General features: G+C 39.7%; 24 protein-coding genes and 1 pseudogene. 2 read left to right on the forward strand and 23 right to left on the reverse strand.

The window, feature by feature from the left end:
- Window positions 1–52: 52 nt before the first annotated feature.
- The 20 genes and pseudogenes from AXF18_RS02110 to AXF18_RS02205 all read right to left on the reverse strand — a co-directional run bounded on the left by AXF18_RS02110 (window position 53) and on the right by AXF18_RS02205 (window position 16,206).
- A complete protein-coding gene (locus AXF18_RS02110; RefSeq protein ID WP_000703207.1) occupies window positions 53–994 on the reverse strand; it encodes a 3'-5' exoribonuclease YhaM family protein in 942 nt (313 codons plus the stop codon).
- A complete protein-coding gene (gene rmuC / locus AXF18_RS02115; RefSeq protein WP_049550060.1) occupies window positions 984–2,240 on the reverse strand; it encodes a DNA recombination protein RmuC in 1,257 nt (418 codons plus the stop codon). The genes AXF18_RS02110 and rmuC overlap by 11 nt, the downstream gene beginning before the upstream one ends.
- A gap of 1 nt (window position 2,241) precedes the next feature.
- Window positions 2,242–2,904, reverse strand: coding sequence for a thiamine diphosphokinase (locus tag AXF18_RS02120; RefSeq protein WP_049550059.1), 663 nt, complete (start codon window positions 2,902–2,904; stop codon window positions 2,242–2,244).
- Entirely contained in the window at window positions 2,867–3,523 is a 657-nt protein-coding gene (gene rpe / locus AXF18_RS02125) for a ribulose-phosphate 3-epimerase (RefSeq protein WP_049501601.1), read from the reverse strand. Before rpe ends, AXF18_RS02120 begins: the two co-directional genes overlap by 38 nt.
- A 10-nt stretch (window positions 3,524–3,533) precedes the next feature.
- Window positions 3,534–4,412, reverse strand: a complete 879-nt coding sequence (gene rsgA, locus AXF18_RS02130) for a ribosome small subunit-dependent GTPase A (RefSeq protein ID WP_049550084.1) — start codon at window positions 4,410–4,412, stop codon at window positions 3,534–3,536.
- 1 nt (window position 4,413) lies between these two features.
- Window positions 4,414–5,286, reverse strand: coding sequence for a 16S rRNA (adenine(1518)-N(6)/adenine(1519)-N(6))-dimethyltransferase RsmA (gene rsmA, locus AXF18_RS02135; protein WP_049500569.1), 873 nt, complete (start codon window positions 5,284–5,286; stop codon window positions 4,414–4,416).
- A 12-nt stretch (window positions 5,287–5,298) separates the two neighbouring features.
- A complete protein-coding gene (locus AXF18_RS02140; protein ID WP_049500586.1) occupies window positions 5,299–6,087 on the reverse strand; it encodes a hypothetical protein in 789 nt (262 codons plus the stop codon).
- 157 nt (window positions 6,088–6,244) lie between these two features.
- Window positions 6,245–6,541 (reverse strand): hypothetical protein, encoded by a 297-nt coding sequence (locus AXF18_RS02145; RefSeq protein WP_049500571.1) that lies wholly within the window; start codon window positions 6,539–6,541, stop codon window positions 6,245–6,247.
- Between the two features lie 7 nt (window positions 6,542–6,548).
- Window positions 6,549–7,940 (reverse strand): SseB family protein, encoded by a 1,392-nt coding sequence (locus AXF18_RS02150; RefSeq protein WP_049500572.1) that lies wholly within the window; start codon window positions 7,938–7,940, stop codon window positions 6,549–6,551.
- A 234-nt stretch (window positions 7,941–8,174) separates the two neighbouring features.
- Complete coding sequence (locus tag AXF18_RS02155) at window positions 8,175–9,029, reverse strand: SDR family NAD(P)-dependent oxidoreductase (RefSeq protein ID WP_049500574.1); 855 nt, start codon at window positions 9,027–9,029, stop codon at window positions 8,175–8,177.
- 11 nt (window positions 9,030–9,040) lie between these two features.
- Window positions 9,041–9,604 carry a ribonuclease M5 gene (gene rnmV, locus AXF18_RS02160; RefSeq protein WP_049500576.1) on the reverse strand — a complete coding sequence of 188 codons (564 nt, stop codon included), beginning with the start codon at window positions 9,602–9,604 and terminating at the stop codon, window positions 9,041–9,043.
- A complete protein-coding gene (locus AXF18_RS02165; RefSeq protein ID WP_065371933.1) occupies window positions 9,604–10,374 on the reverse strand; it encodes a TatD family hydrolase in 771 nt (256 codons plus the stop codon). Before AXF18_RS02165 ends, rnmV begins: the two co-directional genes overlap by 1 nt.
- A gap of 139 nt (window positions 10,375–10,513) precedes the next feature.
- Window positions 10,514–11,653: a site-specific integrase gene (locus AXF18_RS02170; protein ID WP_033585488.1), complete on the reverse strand. Its 1,140-nt coding sequence runs from the start codon at window positions 11,651–11,653 to the stop codon at window positions 10,514–10,516.
- Window positions 11,654–11,715: 62 nt separating this feature from the next.
- Window positions 11,716–11,925: a hypothetical protein gene (locus tag AXF18_RS02175; protein WP_033585487.1), complete on the reverse strand. Its 210-nt coding sequence runs from the start codon at window positions 11,923–11,925 to the stop codon at window positions 11,716–11,718.
- Between the two features lie 51 nt (window positions 11,926–11,976).
- Window positions 11,977–12,827, reverse strand: a pseudogene (locus tag AXF18_RS02180) (replicative protein).
- A gap of 217 nt (window positions 12,828–13,044) precedes the next feature.
- The gene (locus AXF18_RS02185; RefSeq protein WP_049520599.1) at window positions 13,045–13,611 is read right to left on the reverse strand and encodes a hypothetical protein; all 567 of its coding nucleotides are present in this window, start codon (window positions 13,609–13,611) and stop codon (window positions 13,045–13,047) included.
- Window positions 13,612–13,622: 11 nt separating this feature from the next.
- On the reverse strand, window positions 13,623–13,988 hold the full coding sequence (locus AXF18_RS02190) for a hypothetical protein (protein WP_033585486.1): 366 nt from the start codon (window positions 13,986–13,988) through the stop codon (window positions 13,623–13,625).
- A gap of 141 nt (window positions 13,989–14,129) precedes the next feature.
- Window positions 14,130–14,552 carry a sigma-70 family RNA polymerase sigma factor gene (locus AXF18_RS02195; RefSeq protein ID WP_033585485.1) on the reverse strand — a complete coding sequence of 141 codons (423 nt, stop codon included), beginning with the start codon at window positions 14,550–14,552 and terminating at the stop codon, window positions 14,130–14,132.
- Window positions 14,553–14,747: 195 nt separating this feature from the next.
- A complete protein-coding gene (locus tag AXF18_RS02200) occupies window positions 14,748–15,701 on the reverse strand; it encodes a hypothetical protein (RefSeq protein WP_033585483.1) in 954 nt (317 codons plus the stop codon).
- A gap of 58 nt (window positions 15,702–15,759) precedes the next feature.
- Complete coding sequence (locus tag AXF18_RS02205) at window positions 15,760–16,206, reverse strand: hypothetical protein (protein ID WP_033585481.1); 447 nt, start codon at window positions 16,204–16,206, stop codon at window positions 15,760–15,762.
- Between the two features lie 144 nt (window positions 16,207–16,350).
- Here AXF18_RS02205 and AXF18_RS02210 point away from each other — a divergent pair, with 144 nt between their 5' ends.
- Together AXF18_RS02210 and AXF18_RS02215 are read left to right on the forward strand one after the other, a co-directional pair.
- The gene (locus AXF18_RS02210; protein WP_033585479.1) at window positions 16,351–16,683 is read left to right on the forward strand and encodes a helix-turn-helix domain-containing protein; all 333 of its coding nucleotides are present in this window, start codon (window positions 16,351–16,353) and stop codon (window positions 16,681–16,683) included.
- 294 nt (window positions 16,684–16,977) lie between these two features.
- Window positions 16,978–18,822, forward strand: coding sequence for an APC family permease (locus tag AXF18_RS02215; protein WP_049500579.1), 1,845 nt, complete (start codon window positions 16,978–16,980; stop codon window positions 18,820–18,822).
- Between the two features lie 181 nt (window positions 18,823–19,003).
- On the opposite strand, the gene rpmH is transcribed toward AXF18_RS02215, so the two are convergent.
- From rpmH to AXF18_RS02230, 3 genes are all read right to left on the reverse strand, one after another.
- Window positions 19,004–19,138 carry a 50S ribosomal protein L34 gene (gene rpmH, locus AXF18_RS02220; RefSeq protein ID WP_000831905.1) on the reverse strand — a complete coding sequence of 45 codons (135 nt, stop codon included), beginning with the start codon at window positions 19,136–19,138 and terminating at the stop codon, window positions 19,004–19,006.
- 143 nt (window positions 19,139–19,281) lie between these two features.
- Window positions 19,282–20,496: a pyridoxal phosphate-dependent aminotransferase gene (locus AXF18_RS02225; RefSeq protein ID WP_000666454.1), complete on the reverse strand. Its 1,215-nt coding sequence runs from the start codon at window positions 20,494–20,496 to the stop codon at window positions 19,282–19,284.
- 144 nt (window positions 20,497–20,640) lie between these two features.
- The gene (locus AXF18_RS02230) at window positions 20,641–20,940 is read right to left on the reverse strand and encodes a hypothetical protein (protein WP_000678172.1); all 300 of its coding nucleotides are present in this window, start codon (window positions 20,938–20,940) and stop codon (window positions 20,641–20,643) included.
- Window positions 20,941–21,048: the final 108 nt, after the last annotated feature.

Genomic DNA, 21,048 nt, shown 5'->3' on the forward strand with positions numbered 1-21,048 from the left:
ACATAAAAAAACGAACATTATTGCGTAAAAAATGCTCGTTTTTCTTAAATCATTAATCTAAATCTGGTTTATAGAAGGAACGATTGTCCATAGCAAAGATTTTATTGGTCATCTCTCCTTTGTCCACCAAAGCTAGAGCTGTTGACATCATCATCATGCTGGCATCTAGATTGTCAATCATATGGATAATCTCTGCCTCCATAATGCGTGGACGGACTGGACTTCCATACTCTAGCAAGCCATGATGACTGAGGATGACATGGCGCAGTAGCACCACTTCTTCTCTAGTATCATCGATGCCCAGTTCCATGACGGTCTTGGTAATCTCACTATCTATCAGGGCGATATGTCCAAGGAGATTTCCTCGCACTGTATACTCCGTCTGATCGGGACCACTGAGTTCTAAAACCTTAGCCAAGTCGTGCAGCATAATCCCCGCATAGAGCAGGCTCTTGTTGAGCTGAGGATAGATATCGCTAATGGCATCTGCCAAACGCACCATGGTTGCTGTATGATAGGCCAAACCCGTCTCAAAGGCATGGTGGTTGGTCTTGGCAGCTGGATAAGAGTAGAATTCCTTATCATACTTGGTGTAGAGACTGCGAACGATACGCTGCCAGACAGGATTCTCAATCTTGAAAATCATTTGCGACATGTAGTCACGAATCTCCTTGACATCAACCGGAGATTTAACCTTGAAGTCAGCTGGATCATTGGGTTCCCCAGGCTGAGGTAAACGAAGCGTGATTTGATTGACTTGAGGAGTATTATTATAAACTTCTCTGCGCCCTTGCATGTGGACCACTTTCCCTGCAGTAAAGGCCTCAACGTTATGAGGCTGAGCATCCCAGAGTTTTCCTTCAATCTCGCCACTATCGTCTTGGAAGGTAAAGGCTAGGTAGTTTTTCCCAGCACGCGTCTGTCTCAGGTCAGCTGACTTGATCAGGTAAAAACCTTCAAACAGCTCATCTTTTTTCATGTGACTAATCTTCATATTCTTCCTCATCTTCTTGGAAATGGAGTAGATCAAGCGCAGGCTCACCTTCTGATAACTCAATGTGACGGAGCGTCCGCTCGATAGCTGTGGTACGACGGTTTAATAATTCATCAATATTGCCAGAGGCATGTTGGAGATGCTTTTGTGCCTTGACCAGAATGCCTCCGAACTTGCCAAACTCGGTCTTGACGCTGGCAAGAGTCTTGCTGATATGGTCGGCACTCTTTTGGATATTGAGAGTCTTGAAGCCAACTGATAGAGAGTTAAGCAGGGCTGATAGGGTACTTGGACCAGCAACAATAATCTGCTCCTCCCGTCTCAAATCATCAAAGAAGACAGGATTGCGGACGATTTCTGAGTAAAGTCCTTCTGTTGGAACAAACAAGACTCCAAAATTGGTCGTTCGAGGCGGCGCCAGATACTTGCTCTTGATATCCTTGGCAAAGCGCTTGACGCTTGCTAGGAGTGACTTGCGACATCGTTCGATCTCGTCCTTATCACCTGCTTCATAGGCTTCTTCCAAGCGGTAATAATCCGCTAGTGGAAACTTGGAGTCAATTGGTAGATAGACGTATTCCTGGTCGCCTTGGCCAGGTAACTTGATGGCGTACTCTACTCGCTCGCTAGAGTTTTCAACCGTTGCAAATTCTCGTTCGTACTGGGCAGGTGTCATGATATCTTCAATAATTTGCCCCAGTTGCAATTCTCCCAGAATCCCTCGCGTCTTGGTCCCAGAGAGAACCTTGTTGAGGGCACCAACATCGCGGGCAACTGTCTGCATCTCTCCCAAACCTCGGTTGACCGACTCCAGTTGTTTGGAAACGGTCTCGAAGGAAGCCTGCAAGCGCGTCTGCAAGGTCTTTTCCAACTTTTCCTCGACTGTCTGACGCATTTGTTCCAAACGTTGCTCATTTGATTCTTGCAGGGCTTGAAGGCGTTGGTCGGTCTTGTCCCTAGTTTGCAACAGATTATCTGTCATTTCTTGACGGACTTGCGTCAGGCCTTGGTGCAACTCCATTCGCACTTCTTGCAAACGGTCGCTGACAGCCACTTCCAAATCTTTTTGATCCAGCTGACCGGCTTGTCTGGCTTGTTCAAAGCGGTAATCCAGTTGATCTGAAAGATTGTCTGCCTGATCCTCCAAACTCTTGGCTAGGTGCTTGTCTTGCTTATCCTGCCTTTGCCAAATGAGAAAGAGTCCAGCTAGGTTGGCAATTAATAATAGTAATAATACAGCCTCCATCCTACCTCCTGTCCTTGCTATGCAGCACGACGACATAGCCATCTGGGCAAGTTATCGAAACTTCCCTATCTATATATTCGTTAGAAGCGTACACTTTTTTAAAGAAAAAATTTTCCTCTGTCAATTCGTACTTGGCACCAAGAATAGTCAGCTGGCTATCCCGAACAGGCATAAAGGCTAGATAATCGTAGTCTGAACGGGGCTCTAGCTGACTGGTTCCTTCTGGACAATAGGCAATCACATTTTGCCCATCCTCAATCACTATCTGGCGCATATAGGGTGCCAACTTGGGATTGCTAGGCAGAAAGACATTAGCCAGCATATGATCAATACGACCACCCAAAGCCCCAAAAATAGTCACCTGAGCCTGAGAATTTTGCTCAAAGATGGTTAAGAGAGCCAATTCCAGATCTGTATCATCTTTTTCTGGCTGGGCTTGAACAAAATGTTGGGCACGTTTTTGAATCATCTGACGTTCGTCTGCAGTCACCGAATCAAAATCCCCAACTGCTAGAGCCAGAGGCAGGTCTTCTTCCAAGACCCAGAGCGAGCCTCGATCCACACCGACAAAGCAATCAAAATCCGTCCGATAATGACCGCGATCTCCGCCGGCAAAAACGGCAACCCTAGTCCAATTGTTTTCTGAGAGTTTGCACTCGTTCATTGACATCTCCCTTAAAGACATAGGATCCTGCTACAAAAACGGTTGCTCCAGCTTCTTTGGCCTGAGAAATGGTTTGATCATCAATCCCACCATCGACTTCGATCTCAAAGTTCAAACCTTTTTCCTCACGAAGGGCAACCAACTCACGAATCTTATCCATGGTTTCAGGTAGAAAGGCTTGCCCGCCGAAGCCAGGATTCACTGTCATGACCAAGACTTGGTCAACTAGGTGAAGTACGTGTTTGATAGCTTCAACCGGCGTACCAGGGTTAATGACAACAGAAGGTTTGACACCTAGAGAACGAATCTTTTGAAGAGCACCATGGATATGAGGTGTTGCTTCCACATGAATGCTGATGATATCCGCTCCCGCACGCGCAAAATCTTCTAGATGATGCTCAGGATTAGCTACCATCAAGTGGCAGTCAAAGACCATCTTGCTATGGGGGCGAAGAGCTTCAACCACACCTGCACCAAAACTGATTTGTGATACAAAGTGACCATCCATGATATCGATATGGGCATACTCTGCCCCAGTTGCTTCTAGGCGTTTGATTTCACGTTCAAAGTTGGCATAATCTGCTGCCAGAATTGACGGAGCAATCTTGTATTGAGACATAGGTTTCTCCTTATTTTGGAATTTTTTTGCTGACTTTTTTATAGGTTTCTCTGCGATTTTCAATTTCACTGAGAAATTGCAGGTAGTTGTCAAAACGGAAGGTTGCAATGGTTCCTTCTTCTACAGCTGGCTTAACCGCACAGGACGGCTCATGGGTATGGGTACAAGTACGGAATTTACAGTCTCGACTGACACTGGCAATCTCTGGAAAGGCCTGATTGAGGTCTTCAGCCGTTGACACTTCATAATCCAGTGATGAAAAGCCTGGTGTGTCCGCGATTTTACCCCCATTGAGGTTGTAAAAACTAACAGCTCGAGTGGTATGACGACCGCGACCCAGGCTGTCTGAGATTTCTCCTGTTTCAAGATTGAGGTCTGGTGCGATTTTATTGAGGAGGGTTGATTTCCCAACACCTGTCTGCCCCATAAAGACCGTCACTTTTCCTGTCAACAAAGGCAGGAGCTCCTCCTTACTAGTCACAAAGTCGTAACCAATGGCACGATAGGTTTGTTGGTAAAAACTTAATTCTTCCCTATCTTCCAGCAAATCCATTTTGGAAATATAGACGATGGGATGAATGCCCTTGTGTTCCAAAAGAACCAAGAAACGATCCAACAAGTTGCTGTTGAAGTCCGGTTCCTTGACGGACATGATCACCACAGCTTGGTCAATATTGACAATAGGTGGACGAACCAGACTGTTTTTCCGTTCATGAATTTTGAGGATATAACCTTCGGAATTTTCCTCGGCAGAAAAGTCTACCCAGTCTCCGACATAAGGTGTATGACCTTTTTTACGGAAATTTCCACGCGCGCGTGTCTGGTAAACTTGACCATCCCTCTCCACATAATAGAAGCCCGCCAAGGCTTTAATGATTTGTCCCTGCATCTTAGAGTCCTTGTCCTTTAAGCTCATCTGCCAGACTGGCAAACTCTTCCAAGCTGAGAGCTTCCCCACGCACAGATGGAGATAAGCCTGCCTGGTCCAAAGCCTTGGTCAGCTTGTCCTTGACTTCATCAGTCTTGCCAAAGTAGCCTGTTAAGTTGTTCCATAAGGTCTTGCGACGATGGGTGAAACTAGCCTTGGAAACCTTAAAGAAGAAGTTCTCATCTTTTACTGTTACAGCAGGCTCTGGACGGCGCACCATTTTTAAAATGGCTGAGTCCACATTTGGCGCTGGCACAAAGACCGTACGAGGCACGATGAAGGCAACCTTGGCTGTCATATAATACTGCACCGCAATCGACAAACTACCATAAGCCTTGGTATTTGGCTGTGCTGAGATACGGTCCGCCACTTCTTTTTGCATCATGACGACAAACTCACTAAAAGGAATACCACTTTCAATCAAGTGCATGAGAATAGGAGTCGTGATATAGTATGGCAAGTTGGCTACTACTTTGATTGGCAAGTCAGGATTTTTAAAATTCTGGATGTGCTGGGCCAAGTCAACTTTTAGTATGTCTTCGTTTACTACAGTCACATTGTCAAAATCCCGCAAAGTATCCGCTAGGATTGGTACCAAGCGGTAGTCAATCTCAAATGCCATGACTTGAGCTGCACGCTCAGCTAAAAACTCCGTCAAGGCACCAATTCCTGGCCCAATCTCGATGACATTGACTTGGTCATCAATTTCAGCCGTATCCACAATTTTTTGAAGGATATTGGTATCGGTCAGAAAATTTTGTCCGAAGGACTTTTTAAAGGTAAAACCGTGACGTTCCAGCACTGCCTTGGTCACGCTATAATCTGCAATTCTCATGTATTCTCTTTTCTACTTGTTAGCTAAAAACAATCTATAAATCCAAATAATTACCAGCACCAAGAGAAACCAAAATCTCAAAGGAATATGGTACTCGTCATCTTTGGATTCGGCACCAGTCTCATCGAGCACTTGCTCATCTTCTTTGCGTGGTGCTTGTTTATTTTCTTGGCCTTGCGCTTGCTCGTCTTCTTGATATTGCTCTTGTTCTTGGTTCTCTTCTTGACCTTGTGCTTGTTTTTCTTCTTGGTCTTGTTCTTGAGTATCTTTTGGGCCTTGCATTTTCTTCAACTCATCTTGGTATGCAACCGAGTCTAGAATATTATCTTCTGGCAATAATTTTGAGGCATAATAATCAGGAAATCCCATAGCAGACCAAATTACGTTCTTTTCTGTTAAAGAAAAATCCAATTCTTGGGGTTGATTTTCCTGAATGGCTCGGATATTTTTTATAAGCTTACGCGAAGCTGTAGTCAATCCATCCATGTCAGCAACTTCTAAAACATCAAATCCTAGCATGTCACCTGCTTTGACATTTGCAAGAATATAGCGAACAAAATCATCATATAGTTGCAAGGTCTGAGGAGCGTTCTTTTCTAAAAAGGAGCGGTTTTGGGTGGCCTTTTTCTGAAATTTTTCAATAGGAAGTAAGATATTAAATTTTTTCCATAGAATATTAGGCATTCGCACATCTTTTTCATCCCAAAATAATTGCCAAAAATAAGGAATGGTGTAAACTCCCTCTGTTAAAATACGTACGTCTTTCCCGTTTTTTAAATAAATATAGCTTCTATTTGCCATATCGTTTCCTTTCACCATTTTTATGAAGGCTTTGCCTTCCGTCAAAGTCACTCCAAACAGGGCCAACTGTTTAGATTGCCTCTTGTTGTCAAAAAATCAATGCATATTGTTCTAATTTTCATTCATTATCTTTTAAGAAAATCATTTATTCTCTTTTCTAATAGGAACGGCGATATATCCAAACAAATTCGTTTCCTCTAGAAGTCTGATGAATCAGGTCTTTTAAATAGATATTGGGATTCGTCAGTTCTTTTGTTTCTGTATGATAGCTTGTTATTGTCTGCCCACCATGTCTGAGAAGCCACTCTGTATCCAATCTAGGCAAATATCTGTCCTTTTGAAGAAAATCACAAAATTCCTCTACTGTTATGTCCTCAGGAACTTCAAGTTCTACCTTGTGAGGCAGAACATCATCACCCATACAGATAGACTCTCTATCAACGATTATTTTCATCCCTTGATCAACCTTTAGCTCTTCCTTCTAGTTCCTCACTGAACTGTTGCATTTCTTTAAACGCTTTGTCACTGACATAAACACCCGCTTTATAATACTCAGTCTGGTTAATGGCATAGTCAAAGATTTCAATCATGCCTCCAGCGTTTTCAATCATAGCGCTCCAATTTTCATCGAAAACCATTCGCAAACGTTTCCAATCCGTAAAAACTGAAACCGAATTTCGTCCATTTTTTCCTTCTCTAGTCGGAAGATTAAATGTAGCAGATTCTTCTAAAACATGAGCATTACTTTCCTGACTAGGTTCAGGAAATCCTGATGATGCATTTATAGGAAGAAGGAATTTAGCTTTTGGCATTGCCATTGAAAAGAACTTATAATAGAGTTTATAAATTAATTCTTCCTCTTCTGTAGTCGGTCTATCCATCTGTCCCATCAAAAGCATCCATCTCACAATATCAGGGTTCATAACAGGAACTTGTATCTCTGGCAAGCCTGAAAAATCTGGTTTTTGAACTAAAATAGAAGAACTTATACTAACTTCTTTGGTATTAAAGAATGCTCCTAAAGCACCATTCAAGTAAAAGGCTGTTCCAAGAAAATTCTCAATTCCTTTTTTATCTTCCGTATTTTCAATCCGTTTTACCACTTTTAATTGGTTTTCAATTGTTTCCTTATACTGATGATACCAACGAGGGGTAAATAGCATAATCATCGGGTCAGTGCATAGATAGCCTTCGTCACCTCTATCATATGTAGTTGAGAAAAGATAAGGTTCCCCAGTATTTTCTGAATAAACTGCATAAATCGAATCTGCTTCTAGCAACTTGTCCTTGACAATTTCTGCTAGACGCTCTGACTTACGAGTATTTTCTTGATTGCTCTCTTCACTTTTTGGTTTTTGACGACAATCCCATAAAAAAGCCTGTAAAATTTCGATACTATCATCAAGACTAAGGTTCTGATAGTCCTCATCGCTTACTTTACCTTCTTGAATAGTCACAAAAGCTCGATAGAGAGCATAAGCATAGCTAGATAAACGCTTTTTTTCATCTACACCAGGACTATAGAGCACACTTCCCTTTTTTAACTTAGCTAGAGAGGGAAGCATATCGATTTCTAGATAAACTAACTCCTCATCGCTAAGGGAATTCACATCTTTGTTTTGGCAAGTAAGTTTTTTTACAACTACAGTTTCAAGAGTATCCATACCTTGATCAGGATTGCAAAACTGAAGACGATCACCAACTGTCAAACTCCCTTCCAAAGTCGCAGCAATCAGTAATTCCCTCTTTTCTTTCATTGGAAAGAACCCCAAAACTCCTAGACAAGCATCTCCTTTGGTTTCTTCTGTTGTCTTCTGTGCTTCTGTCTTTTTAAAAAAATCAAAAATTCCCATTGCTTTTCCTCATTAATTTCACCCAAGTGCTGATTTTATCAATTATCTTTTTTTATCAGGCATGGTATTGAGCATAGTTGAAGCATATGCTATTACCTCTATTGTAACACATTCCCCTTATATTTTCGGGTTATCTGGTTATTGTTATCACTTTTCAGGACTCTCCAAACAGATTTCGATATCTAAATTTCTTTCCACTATTGAAGTAAGCATAAAATTTATTTTTCTAATTCTTTATAGATTGTCTCTTGAAAATGTCAGTTGTTCAAGTAAGAAATAGAGTTTTGCTTGCTCCTCTTCTTCGTAAGCAGATCTATTTGCTTTTACTTCCCTGCATTTCTCGTCATACAGAAAACCGTCATGGCCATCTTCTGTAGATAAGACTGTGTAGACTTTGGCCATTTCTTCAGGACTAATTGAAAATCTTGACTTGATTTTATACAAATTTTTCATAAAAGCGCTGAGGTGATCATAGCGGCGCATATCAACTTTGACATTGGTCACACGGATTGCCTGAATTTTGATACCTTTCCAATGTTTCCGCATATAAAGCGACAGCATCAACAAGGCCAGTTTATTCTGATAATAGGTCTTGGCAGGACTATAATGTTTTTGACCAGTTAAATTTTCAAAATCAAGCTTCATGAAAGGATAAAGCATCAGCCCTTGGGAAGAAATATTAATAATTCGGCCACGCTCAGATTTTTCCAACAAACCTTTCAACAAGATAGAAAGCAAGAAAGGGGCGACAACATTGGTCGCAAATTGCTTTTCTAATCCCTCCCTAGTCAGGATGGGCTTTTTGACTGACAAATCAAAGTCAGCTGCATTGTTCATTAAAACATCTAAAGTCTCTTCCTTTTGGATATACTGTTCTACCGCTTTCTTGATACTCTCCAAATCAGATAAATCAGCCAAGATATAATCTACATGCGGATTTCCTGTTTGTTGGCAGATTTCCTCACAGGCTTGCTCAGCAGCTTCTTTCCGTCTACAAAAGAGAGTTACCGACCAACCCTTTTCAGCCAACTGTTTAGCAGACTGGTAGCCAATACCACTATTGCCACCCGTAATAATCACTTTTTTCATTTCTGACTCCGTTAGTCTGAATACTTAGCCATCACTTCTTCCACTTCTGCCAAGGTTATCCCAAATAACTCCAACCGCTTGAGGAGTTGCTTGCCGTTGGAATAGCCGATGCGGAGCTGTTCGCCTAGATACTCTCGGCGCCTACGACTGTCCGCTCCCGCCAAGAAACCTAGTCGAATCAAGTCACCACGACTGATGTCAAACTCGTTCTCGTTTTCAAATTGCTCTGTCACCTGAGTCAGCGCTGTTTTTAGATCTTCATAGCTGGCGTGTTCGATTCCCAGAGAACGTCCCTTGGACTTAGATTTGGGAACAGCCTCATCTCGCTTGAGAAAGGCATGCTGTACTGTTGGAATGGCCGTCATAATCATGCGACGAATCCGCTCCCCATTAAAATCTGGATCTGTAAAGACAATGACTCCATGCAGTTCATGCAGGCGCTGAATCCGCTCTATATCCTGGTCATTTATTGCAGAACCTCGTGTTTCATAGGTCTCTACATCAAAGTAACGTTTGAGATTGGCCGTATCATCGCGACCTTCAACCACGATGACTTGGGAAATTTTTTCTTTCATCACTTTCTGTCCAATCCAAAGATACGCTCTGCATTTGCAGTTGTTACTGCGGCTAACTCCTCAGTCGTCATCCCACGCAAGTCGGCGATAAAGTCCACCACATAGCGTGTGTAGGCTGTTTTGTTTTCACGGCCACGTTTAGGAACAGGAGCTAGGTAAGGGGCATCCGTCTCTACCAAAATCTTGTCCAAAGGAAGTTCCCTAGCAGCCTCTTGGATATCCGTCGCTTTTTTAAAGGTCACCACACCTGAGAAAGAAATAGTCATTCCAAGCTCGACAAACTTCTCAGCCCACTCCAAAGAGCCTGAAAATGAATGCATAATCCCACCACGAGGACCAACGCCCTCACCCTTGATAATCTCATAAGTATCTTCTAGCGCATCACGGGTATGGACCACAAAAGGCAAATTCAAATCCTTAGACAACTGAATCTGACGACGAAAAACCTGCTCCTGTACTTCCTTAGGTGCTGTCATCCAATGGTAGTCCAGACCAATCTCCCCCAAGGCAACAACCTTGGGATGTTTTAGTTTTTCAAGCAAGTAAGCTTCGACCTCATCTGTGTAAGTCCCTGCTTCCGTCGGATGCCAGCCAATAGTTGCGTAGAGTTGCTCATACTCATCTGCCAACTCCAGGGCTCGTTCAATGGTTGGCTTATCAAAACCAACAATATTCATCTGTGTCACACCCATCTCAGCAGCCAAGGCGATTTCTTCGGCCTCACGTCCTGCAAATTCTTCTACATTTAAATGTGTGTGCGTATCAAAAATATCCAAACTATATTTCCTTCTCTTTCCTCAATGTTCCTTAGCTACCAAAAGAAAAGACTTTCTCTCTTCTATACTTCCCTATACTTCCCCTAGTTTCTATTCACTTTGGTTAGTACTTGGTTAGTTCTATGGTTAGCATCTACAGATGAATTTGATTAAGTTTCTCTCTCAATTCATCTTGTATATTTTTTGTTACATGACTATAGATCCTTAAAGTGATAGATTCATCTCTATGTCCAACTCGCTCCATAATAGCCTTTATGGGTATCCCTAGTTCAGCCAATAAACTAATATGCGAATGTCTAAGCATGTGAATATTATAGGATCTGTGCCCACCCAACACTACTTCACAAATATTTTTGATAAATCTATATAATAAAGGCTGTCTCATAATGTTACCTTGCTCAGTCACAAAGATGAACTCCTCATCAAAACAGTTACTACGAAAGTACTCGATAATTTCCAAGCAACGTTCACTTAGTACTATCGTCCTGACAGAACCTACTGTTTTCGTTGTCTGTAAGATTCTCTCATCATATCCATGAGCAACATAATCTATTGTATGATCAATTGTTAAAAGATTCGCTTTGAAGTTTACATCTTGATAGCGAACCCCTATAAACTCTGCAAAACGAAGACCAGTTAAAAAGATAAATTCCATTGCCAAAGCATAACGCTTATCTTTATTGTGACTTTCACAATACGATAAAACCTGTCCTAGTTCCTCTCTACTAATGAAATTATCCTTAGCTTTTTGCAACTTCTCATAGTCTGCTTTCTGCTTCGGAATTACCACCCCTTTAACTGGTGAGTCAGAAATATATCCGACCTTTACAGCATAATCAAAGATACCATTCAAGTATATTTTTCGATTTTTTCTTGTTGAATTTTGAACATTCAAATTCATTAGATATGTTTGAACTAGCTGAGTGGTGTAATCTGATATTCTCAAATTTCCTACTGCTCCCATGAAAAGCTCTAAACTTTTCATCTCACTTCTATAACTAGAAGATTTTATCTCACTGGAACGAATCGTTTTCCATTCTTCCAATAGTTGACTAAAAATCATTTCTTCTAGTTGTTTCTTTTCAACTTCCTCTTTTGTAGGGGCGGTTAGAAGTTTTTCGATTTTTAGCGCTAAACGACGTTTTGCTTCTGCTTGAGAAACTCTAGATTTTGATTTTAGAGTCACAGAGACTTGCTTCCACTTTCCCTCTCGTTCATGATAGAATTTCTCATAATAACGGTATTTACCATTATCTAATTTTTTAAAAAACATTTCTTCTCCTTGTACTTTTAAAGCAAAGGAAAGCTATGTAGCATAGCTTAATTATAACATAACTACATAGCTTCCTCATATTTCTTTTGTTTATAAAGAAGAAATTCCTTATAACCTTCAACATTTATATATACTCTCTTATGAGAAGGCTTCAAAATGTATCCTTGGAATTTTTCATTTCTTCGCATTTCTGTTAGATCATTGTTTAAGGTTTTTAACGGAACATCAAATAATTCCGTAATCCCTTTCTTGCTTTTATATATATTTTTCATAAATTTCTCCTATTCTGATATAATAGGGATGGTAAAAGAGATTCTCTTTTATTACCTACTTAGCTTGTCAGTTGCTCCGCTAAAAGTGTCTGACAGGCTTTTATGTTATCATAAAACTCGGTAGTATATTCTTTCACACCATAAGGAGTATCATGTTTTGTAGTACGTGAAAATGTCGGAGGACTGTTAATTTTATAAGTTTCCATAAGCTCACCCTTTGTTGTTGTCATTTCCAAAGGCTTTTTAATTCCTCTGCTAGTTCGATAAATTCTGATACCCTTGGGGTACATGTATAGGCGCGCACCTTTTATAATTGCTTTGTTTTGTGAACCCTCATCACCTATCTGCAAATTAGACAAATAAGCAATCAAATAATTCCCAACCTTATCAGCTCTCTTTAACCTCTTGGTCTTTGTAAAACCTTTCCCCCACATCTTGGCAAGGTCATTGTTAGGAATTGTTAGTTCGGAATCGTTCTTTAATAACACATGCAAATGCCACCTTCCACTAGCTTGTGGTTCAATGACCGTAATATAATCAACATTTCCAAACTGATTACGAATGCGTCGAATGAACGCTTTGAAATCCATGTAAACTATAGCCGGATCGGTAACATGGTCTCGATAAGTCAACGTTATCCATAACTGGTTGATACCTCCCGTAAAATTATGAGCTACTAGACGGCGTAGTTTTTTCATAGTCTGTTTAGTAGACTTCAAATTATCGAGTCGTGTACTACTGGAAGTATCCATAGCGTGAATTTCTCCGGTCTCAAGATTTACGTAACGCTTGCCTTCTATCACTTTGATAATTTGTTCTTGTTGGCCGTTGGCTGTAGTCATTTCTACGGTATCACCATAAACATAGGCTTTAACCAATTTATTGGGAAAAATTTGATTCATAATGTCACCTTTCGTTGTGCTAATGTTTGACGCTTATCAAGTTAATGAGTCAAACTAACGATGTTTAAATTTATTCCATGGTTTATTGACAATAGGAACCCTAAGATTATAAAACTGATTGTGTTGGCACGACGAACAAAGTTCGACCGCACCACCACAACCAGTCTAATTCATCTTAGCCTACTGTCAACAACTTTCACGGCATAAAATTAACCATCTAAGACCACGGATGCTTCAATTTGAACAACGCCCCCTTTATCGTTCGTTTATCTGATTCATTACAGATGATGAACACTAGATAGCGTAAACCATGCTTTAGATATAGATCAGCGAGACCATGAAGAGCATATTTGTGCAAATAAAAGATCCAAGTATCCTGTATCCTTAATAGAACTTCTTGGGGTAGCTCTCCAAAAATTTGAAACCGAAAAACTACACACCTAGCTCCAAATTCTCGAATCCCATGGTTATCCATTGTACATACAGGAACTCTTTCATCTGCTACGTGCACTCTCTGGACCGACTTGCTTCCATCGGCTTGAACAACTTCCTGAGCTTCGTAAATTGGAACTAGTGTATATGCAAACTGATTTTCCTGAATATTTTCTTTCACTAATTCTACCAATACATTTTGCGTAGAAGCTAGAAATCTATTCCAGTTTTTTTGATTTTCTTCTATCTGGACTTTCCTCTGGTACTCCTGAAGTTTTCTGCCACAAAGATGACAAACTTCCTTAATACCTTCAAAAATCTTCATAGGTATTTCTTCGATAATCGACGGCATATTGACCTCCTTTAAAGTTCGACTACTTCATTGACTTTTGCAATCAAACTAAGCTGGTTACGGTACTCTCCATATACAACAGCCTTCTCAATATCTACAATTTCTACAGTTGTGAGCATTGGTTGATACGAGTCATAATCCTTCATCGATGCTAGTGGAACCTTTACAGTGAGTTGCTCTCCAATATTATTTTTTTCGTTTGGATAATCACTGTCATCGGAAAAGATAAGTACGCCCACTTTTACCCCTTTTTCAATTTCTGAACCAGTTTCACTTTTTTCTATCCACCTTTTGGCGGACACAAAACGTAGTTCTTTGCGAGAAAGGAACCGTGACGCATCAAACTCTGTAAAATGAGTTAAGTTCTTAAGTGCCATAATTCAATACCTTCTTTCTAAACTTAAAAGTAAATCGTCTACTTTTAACGAAATAAATACTGTGACGATTACAGATAGCAACATTTTAAAATCACCTCCTTGCTTATAAGGAGAAATTTTAAAAGAATTCGGAGGAGATTCTTAATTTTTTAATTCTTTTCGCAGAATCTCTATAATACGCTCATAGTGTCTTTTGACAGTTTTGTCAGTAAGCCCGAATTCTTTTGAAAGACTTGAGTACGATTTACCTTCTAAAACTACTCCATATAGAATTTTTCTATCTCTTTCACTCAGCAATCTCTCAATAGCATTCTTTATAATAGCAATTTCTTCTTTTTTAATTAGGAGAGACAATGCATCTCTATTATCTGCTATCGTATCTAGTAAAGGATCTGTATCACCTGAACCACTATCTAAACTACGAAGACCATAAGAACGATCTTTTCTACATGAATTCTCATAGGGCTGGTTTAATAAGTTATCTACCTTAGCCCAATCACCAGATAATACAGCTTTATTAATTGCTTCTTCTCTACGTTGTTCTACTTTTGTTAAATCTACCATATGTTGGTACCTCCTGCTCGGGTTTACCAACCATACAGAGTTTGTCTTCTCACGCTATCGCCAGTGGAAAAAACTTAGTAGTCATTTTAGATAAAAACAGTCAGATGTATAAAAAAAATAGCAGTTATACAAAATCGTATAACTGCTATTCATTTTTTAGAGCCAAATCTATATGCTATTTGTTTTTTTATTCAATTATTCTTTTAGTTCTACTTTTTCTAGTTCCATTACTGCGTTATTCTCTTCATTTGAGGTATCATTCTTCAAAAATCCCATGAATACTTTCTTACCATGTTCAACTGGAATAAAGAATTGCTCTCTATCCAAATTAACATATATTTTTTCTGTATCCTTTATCTTATAGCCTCTACTTTCCATGATTTCAATAATTTGTTCTTTTGTTTTCAAATTCTGAACAGTATTAGTAAATGATTCATATGAAGTTAAATAAATCACCTTGTCTCCTACAATAATTCTATCACTTGAAAATTTAATGTTAGGCAATCTATCTATATTTTTTTGATTTTCTTCCACAGAACCCTTATTCCCATAAACCTTCGTAACACGATAAGTTCCGCTGATTTTTGTATTTACTAATGGTACTAACTCATACGGCACAGCTGTATTCTCACCAAATATATCAAGATATACCATCTTATGTTGATCTATCTTATACAGGATTCTTCCGTAACGTTCTTGGTCTTTATTATCAAGTAATGAAATAAACTTCAAATCTTCTTTTTTGATATCACTATTTTTTAATATCTCGAAATTTTCCTTAAATGATTTGACGATATCTTCTTCCGAAAGTTTAGTTTTTGTGATATTTTTAAAATCAGAATATGAATCATGAATAGTTACATCATAATTAAATACTTCATTATTTTTTAGCATATAGTCAATTTTTAATTTATCTGAACCTGAAAATTCCCAAACACTAGTTTTAAGTCCTACTGAACCCCACTTCTTATCAAACAAATTATCACTTGATGAATTTTCGGAAAAATAATTAGATATGCTTATACCTGCAGCGGCAAAGATACCCAATATAACAATCGTAAGTAATATGACCCTCACTAAACTAAATTTTTTAGTTTTTTTGCCATTCTTACTATCCTTTTTACCTTCTTCGTTTTTCTGCTTTCTCATATATCTTATTCTCCTTGATTTTTGTATCTATTCTATTAGCAAAACCTGAGTTTATTTCTTAATAATCTATGTTATTTAGATATTTTTGAAATTCCTCTTTTTTCATGTACTGTGGACTAGGCATTTTAGGTATTCCTTCAATACCTTCAAAAATCTTTGAAACAACTTCTAAGGCAATCCAATTAAAATTGGTCTGTTTTTCTATTGTTTCATTTATATTTTTCCACTCTGTGGGAACCATATACGAGAGATCTTCGGGGAGTTTAGGATAGGTTCCTTTTTCAATAATTTTAGAAAGAAAGCCGTATTCTCCATTCGGCAATGTTAGTAACACATAACCAACATTTCTCTGGTACAAGTCCGATTCTGTCGTAAATAAAACTTTTCCACCATTATTTTTTGCAAAATAATAATGAGCTTCTAAGCTACCTAACTGAGAATATTTCTTCTCACCATTTCCCATGTCCCATTCTTGTAATTTATACACAGCTATTTCTTCTGCCATGTTATTGCTCCTTTTGTATTGTTTTTTATCTATTTTAACACAAAATAGTACGATGCGCTATACTATGTTGATATTTTGGACAGCTAACTGTACTTAAAAAATCATATAAAGGATAGTAGAATAGTACAAAAGAGGAAATTACAGATGGAAGCTAATCAATTACAAAAATACATAGCAGAGCGTATAAGAGAATGTAGAAAAGAACAGAATCTCAGCCAAGAACAATTATCCAATCAAGCTGGACTAGGTATTAAAGCAATACAAAACATCGAGAATATGAAATACGATTTTAAAATACACACACTTGAAAAAGTGCTTACTGCTTTAGGAATGACCGTAGAAGACTTCTTTAATTTCCCACTCTCAAATAATTACGTCCCTATAACTACATTGATCGATAACATCTCAGATTTATCTCACACAAAAAAATTAAAAATCATTTCTTTGTTCAATGAAATTGTTAAAAATATAGATTAAAAGAGGAACTCTCAATGAATTCCTCTTTTTGTATGCTACTTTAACTTTCCTTTGGTTAGTTTTATGGTTAATTTGTGCCTCAATAATGTCATGAGTCCTTAAACTTCACTCCAAACACTCTAAGTATGAGTATCAAAAATCATCTCTTCTAACCTCATTTTCTTCCACCTATTATACCAAAAATAGCATCCCCCGGCTTGTAAAAATATTCTAATACCGATCATTCTCCCTTGACTGCATTTTTTCAAAGCAGTATAATAACACTTATTGAAATTTTCATCAAAGGAAAAGAAAATGTTTAGAAAATTAAAATATACCTTTATCGGTCGACCACTCAAGTCTCTCACAGATAGTGAAGGGGGATTACTTGGAAAAATGCAGGCACTTGCAATGTTATCCAGTGATGCCCTGTCTTCTATTGCCTACGGACCTGAACAAGTCATTCTCGTTTTAGTCAGTCTCTCACCTCTCGCTATTTGGTGGAGCCTCCCTATCGGTATTTTTGTCCTCTTACTCCTCGCTAGTTTGACCATTTCCTATCGTCAAATCATCCACGCCTATCCTCAAGGTGGTGGGGCTTATATGGTCACTCGGGAAAATCTCTCCCCTGAACTAGGCTTGATTGCAGGCGGTAGCCTCCTTGTTGACTATATGCTGACAGTAGCCGTATCCGTTGCTTCTGGAGCTGATGCTATTACTGCAGCCATCCCTGCCCTCCATCCCTATAATCTTCATATCTCTATTTTCCTAGTCTGCCTGCTCATGCTCTTGAATTTAAGAGGATTGAAAGAATCTGCCAGCTCTCTGATGATTCCCGTCTACCTCTTTATCTTCAGTACCGTCTTTCTCTTGCTTTATGGGTTCTTTCAACTATTTACAGGTTCCCTAAACTATCAGGCGACTTCAACCATTGGGCAAACCGTTCCGAGCCTTTCCATCGTTCTCCTATTGAGAGCCTTTACCAGTGGCTCTGCCTCTCTGACAGGGGTTGAGGCTATTTCAAATGCGGTACCATTTTTCAAAACTCCGAAAGAAAAGAATGCTGCTCAGACCCTGACCATCATGTCCTTGATTTTAGGATTTCTTTTTGCAGGCATTACCTTCCTAAACTACTGGATGGGCATCACACCTCAAAATGGAGAAACCATCCTCTCGCAAATGGCCAAGGGCATTCTTGGTGATTCATTCTTTGGTCATGCTAGCTACTATCTCTTCCAGTTCTCAACAGCCTTGATTCTAGCTGTAGCTGCAAATACTGGCTTTTCAGCCTTCCCTATGTTGGCCTACAATATGGCTAAAAACAAGTACATGCCCCATCTCTTTATGGAAAAAGGGGATCGCCTTGGCTACTCCAACGGTATCTTAACTCTGGCCTTTGGAGCTATGATCCTTCTTCTCATTTTTAATGGGAATACTGAACGCTTGATTCCTCTTTATACTATCGGGGTCTTCGTTCCCTTTGCCCTTTCTCAGACTGGGATGATTCGTCATTGGAAAAAGGAAAAAGGAGCAAACTTCTTAAAACCTGCCTTTGCTAATATCCTTGGGGCCATCATTTGTTATGCTATCGTTCTCATTTTACTCCTCTTCAGACTGGGTGATATCTGGCCATTCTTCCCAATTATCCTAGTCTTAACCTTCCTCTTTTTGTCCATTCACAGCCATTACCAAAAAGTGGCAAAACAACTGCGACTCTACGAAGGAATTGAAAAACGTACCTACGATGGCAATCTGGTTCTTGTCCTAGTAGGAAATGTTACTCGAGTAAGTGTCGGAGCCATTAGCTACGCTCAAAGTATCGGTGACGAAGTGTTGGCCATGCACATTTCTACTAAAGAAACGGCCGAAAAAGACCAAGAAATCCTTCAGGAATTTGCCGATTACTTCCCAAATATCACTCTGAAGAATATCAATACCAGCTACCGCGACATCATCACTCCTAGCGTTAAGTATGTCAAACGAATCGCCCAAGAAGCTAAGCAAAAAAACTACACCGTTACAGTCCTTGTCCCACAGTTTATCCCTAACAAGCCTTGGCAAAATATCCTGCACAATCAAATGAGCCTCAAACTAAAATACGCTCTCAGATGGCATGAAGACGTCGTTGTCGCTAGCTACTCTTATCACTTAAAAGAATAAACAAAAACTCAAAATCAGTAACTTATATCTGGTTTTGAGTTTTTTGTATGTAACCTTTTAAACGAACTCTCCATGAATTTCAGCTGAAATGACCGATTTCAAGGACAACGCACCCTTTAAGATAAAAAGAAAAGCCAGTAGACTCGAGTTCCTACTGACTTCTTTGTTGAATTCGTTTGGATTATGCAGCCAAAACTTTGCGTCCTTTACGACGACGAGCTGCCAATACGCGACGACCGTTTTTAGTTGACATACGGTTACGGAATCCGTGTTTGCGCGCACGACGAAGTTTACTTGGTTGATAAGTACGTTTCACGATGAATACCTCCTCATAGATTTTGTATTCGTTTAGCCGGCTATAAAGTGATCAGTTACTAAACATACTTTACTATTCTATCTGATTCTTACCTATTTGTCAATAGCTCTAAGGAAATGTTTCCTGCTTTTCCAATGAAAGCCTTATCTACGATACTGGCTCAAGAAACGTGTCATCTTTTCTTGGATTTGCGCTAATTCGTCCACACGAGGAAGGTAAACGATACGGAAATGGTCTGGTTCCTTCCAGTTAAAACCACGACCATGAACCAAGAGAACCTTTTCCTGCTTCAAGAAATCAAGAACGAACTGTTCATCATCATCGATGCGGTACATATTGCGGTCAATTTTAGGGAAGATATAAAGACCCGCCTTCGGCTTAACCGCAGACAAACCTGGGATATCTTGGATAGCATTGTAAATGAAGTTTCTTTGCTCGTAAATCCGTCCACCAGGAAGGAGCAATTCATCCACTGACTGGTGCCCACCTAGTGAAGTTTGTACGACTTGCTGGGCCAAAACGTTAGAGCAAAGACGCATATTGGATAGCATATTGAGCCCTTCGATATAGCCCTTGACATGGTGCTTAGGACCAGACAAGACCATCCATCCTACACGGAAACCAGCGATACGGTGAGATTTTGACAAACCATTCATACTGACACAGAAAACATCAGGTGCCAAGCTCGCCACAGGCGTATGCACATGCCCATCCATCACCATGCGATCATAAATCTCATCTGCAAAGATGATCAAATCGTTCTGACGAGCAATCTCAATAATCTCCAACAAGAGTTCCTTAGGATAAAGGGCTCCAGTTGGGTTATTTGGATTGATAAGGACGATTGCCTTGGTATTGGAAGTAATTTTTGACTTAATATCGTCAATATCTGGGTACCATTCTGCAGCTTCATCACAGATATAGTGAACGGCATTTCCCCCAGCTAGGCTGACCGCGGCTGTCCAGAGAGGATAGTCTGGCATAGGCACCAAGACCTCATCGCCATTATCCAAAAGCCCTTGCATGGACATAACAATCAGCTCACTGACACCATTTCCGAGGTAGATATCATCAATGTCTACATTAGGGAATTTCTTCAGTTGGCAATACTGCATGATGGCCTTGCGGGCTGAGAAAATCCCTTTGGAGTCAGAATATCCCTCACTATCACGCGCATTCATAATCAAGTCATGAATGACCTCATCCGGCGCTGTAAAGCCAAATTCTGCTGGATTCCCTGTATTCAGACGTAAAATCTTTTCTCCGTTTGCTCGCATCCGCATAGCTTCTTCCAAAACAGGACCACGGATATCATAGGCAACGTGCTCTAACTTACTAGACTTGTTATATTCTTTCATCTTGTTTCCTCAATTCATAGAGATAGTAACATTATACCACTAGAAAGGGATTGCGACAAGTTTCCTGAAATGAGCAAGCAAAGAAAAAAACTCACAACGACTAGGTTCTCACCGTCTAAACAACTAGAATACAGAAGTATTTTCTCACATACCAAAAGACAAACCTAGAAAGATCAGCGCTAAAAAGGAGTCATACAAGAGATTAAACATGAGAAAGAGCCCCCACGTGACCAAATAGTCCAAACGACCACTTCTCTTTGCAATCACCAATAAAATGATGTGGTAGACCAAGTGAAAGAGAAGAAATCCAATAAAACCTGGATAGAGAACGGGCATGACTCTTTCCAGCCGCCAAAGCATCACTACTTCACCTACAAGTGACGCAAGGATAATTCCACGATAAAGAAAACTTATTTTTTTAGAAGCTTGAACAGGGCCTTTCATACTTTCTCATCCCCTTTACTGTGTTTCCTACTAGCTCGTTTTCTTTTATTTTAACATATCTCCACCAAATTGAATCTCCAATAATATTTATTGAAATATGATTTTTAC

Source organism: Streptococcus sp. oral taxon 064, from assembly GCF_001683375.1.
GTDB classification, from domain to species: domain Bacteria; phylum Bacillota; class Bacilli; order Lactobacillales; family Streptococcaceae; genus Streptococcus; species Streptococcus oralis_S.

Coding starts and splice junctions, on each gene's coding strand:
- AXF18_RS02110 (WP_000703207.1), bottom strand. CDS start 994: ATGAAGATTAGTCACATGAAAAAAGATGAGCTGTTTGAAGGTTTTTAC.
- rmuC (WP_049550060.1), bottom strand. CDS start 2,240: ATGGAGGCTGTATTATTACTATTATTAATTGCCAACCTAGCTGGACTC.
- AXF18_RS02120 (WP_049550059.1), bottom strand. CDS start 2,904: ATGAACGAGTGCAAACTCTCAGAAAACAATTGGACTAGGGTTGCCGTT.
- rpe (WP_049501601.1), bottom strand. CDS start 3,523: ATGTCTCAATACAAGATTGCTCCGTCAATTCTGGCAGCAGATTATGCC.
- rsgA (WP_049550084.1), bottom strand. CDS start 4,412: ATGCAGGGACAAATCATTAAAGCCTTGGCGGGCTTCTATTATGTGGAG.
- rsmA (WP_049500569.1), bottom strand. CDS start 5,286: ATGAGAATTGCAGATTATAGCGTGACCAAGGCAGTGCTGGAACGTCAC.
- AXF18_RS02140 (WP_049500586.1), bottom strand. CDS start 6,087: ATGGCAAATAGAAGCTATATTTATTTAAAAAACGGGAAAGACGTACGT.
- AXF18_RS02145 (WP_049500571.1), bottom strand. CDS start 6,541: ATGAAAATAATCGTTGATAGAGAGTCTATCTGTATGGGTGATGATGTT.
- AXF18_RS02150 (WP_049500572.1), bottom strand. CDS start 7,940: ATGGGAATTTTTGATTTTTTTAAAAAGACAGAAGCACAGAAGACAACA.
- AXF18_RS02155 (WP_049500574.1), bottom strand. CDS start 9,029: ATGAAAAAAGTGATTATTACGGGTGGCAATAGTGGTATTGGCTACCAG.
- rnmV (WP_049500576.1), bottom strand. CDS start 9,604: ATGAAAGAAAAAATTTCCCAAGTCATCGTGGTTGAAGGTCGCGATGAT.
- AXF18_RS02170 (WP_033585488.1), bottom strand. CDS start 11,653: ATGTTTTTTAAAAAATTAGATAATGGTAAATACCGTTATTATGAGAAA.
- AXF18_RS02175 (WP_033585487.1), bottom strand. CDS start 11,925: ATGAAAAATATATATAAAAGCAAGAAAGGGATTACGGAATTATTTGAT.
- AXF18_RS02185 (WP_049520599.1), bottom strand. CDS start 13,611: ATGCCGTCGATTATCGAAGAAATACCTATGAAGATTTTTGAAGGTATT.
- AXF18_RS02190 (WP_033585486.1), bottom strand. CDS start 13,988: ATGGCACTTAAGAACTTAACTCATTTTACAGAGTTTGATGCGTCACGG.
- AXF18_RS02195 (WP_033585485.1), bottom strand. CDS start 14,552: ATGGTAGATTTAACAAAAGTAGAACAACGTAGAGAAGAAGCAATTAAT.
- AXF18_RS02200 (WP_033585483.1), bottom strand. CDS start 15,701: ATGAGAAAGCAGAAAAACGAAGAAGGTAAAAAGGATAGTAAGAATGGC.
- AXF18_RS02205 (WP_033585481.1), bottom strand. CDS start 16,206: ATGGCAGAAGAAATAGCTGTGTATAAATTACAAGAATGGGACATGGGA.
- AXF18_RS02210 (WP_033585479.1), top strand. CDS start 16,351: ATGGAAGCTAATCAATTACAAAAATACATAGCAGAGCGTATAAGAGAA.
- AXF18_RS02215 (WP_049500579.1), top strand. CDS start 16,978: ATGTTTAGAAAATTAAAATATACCTTTATCGGTCGACCACTCAAGTCT.
- AXF18_RS02225 (WP_000666454.1), bottom strand. CDS start 20,496: ATGAAAGAATATAACAAGTCTAGTAAGTTAGAGCACGTTGCCTATGAT.
- AXF18_RS02230 (WP_000678172.1), bottom strand. CDS start 20,940: ATGAAAGGCCCTGTTCAAGCTTCTAAAAAAATAAGTTTTCTTTATCGT.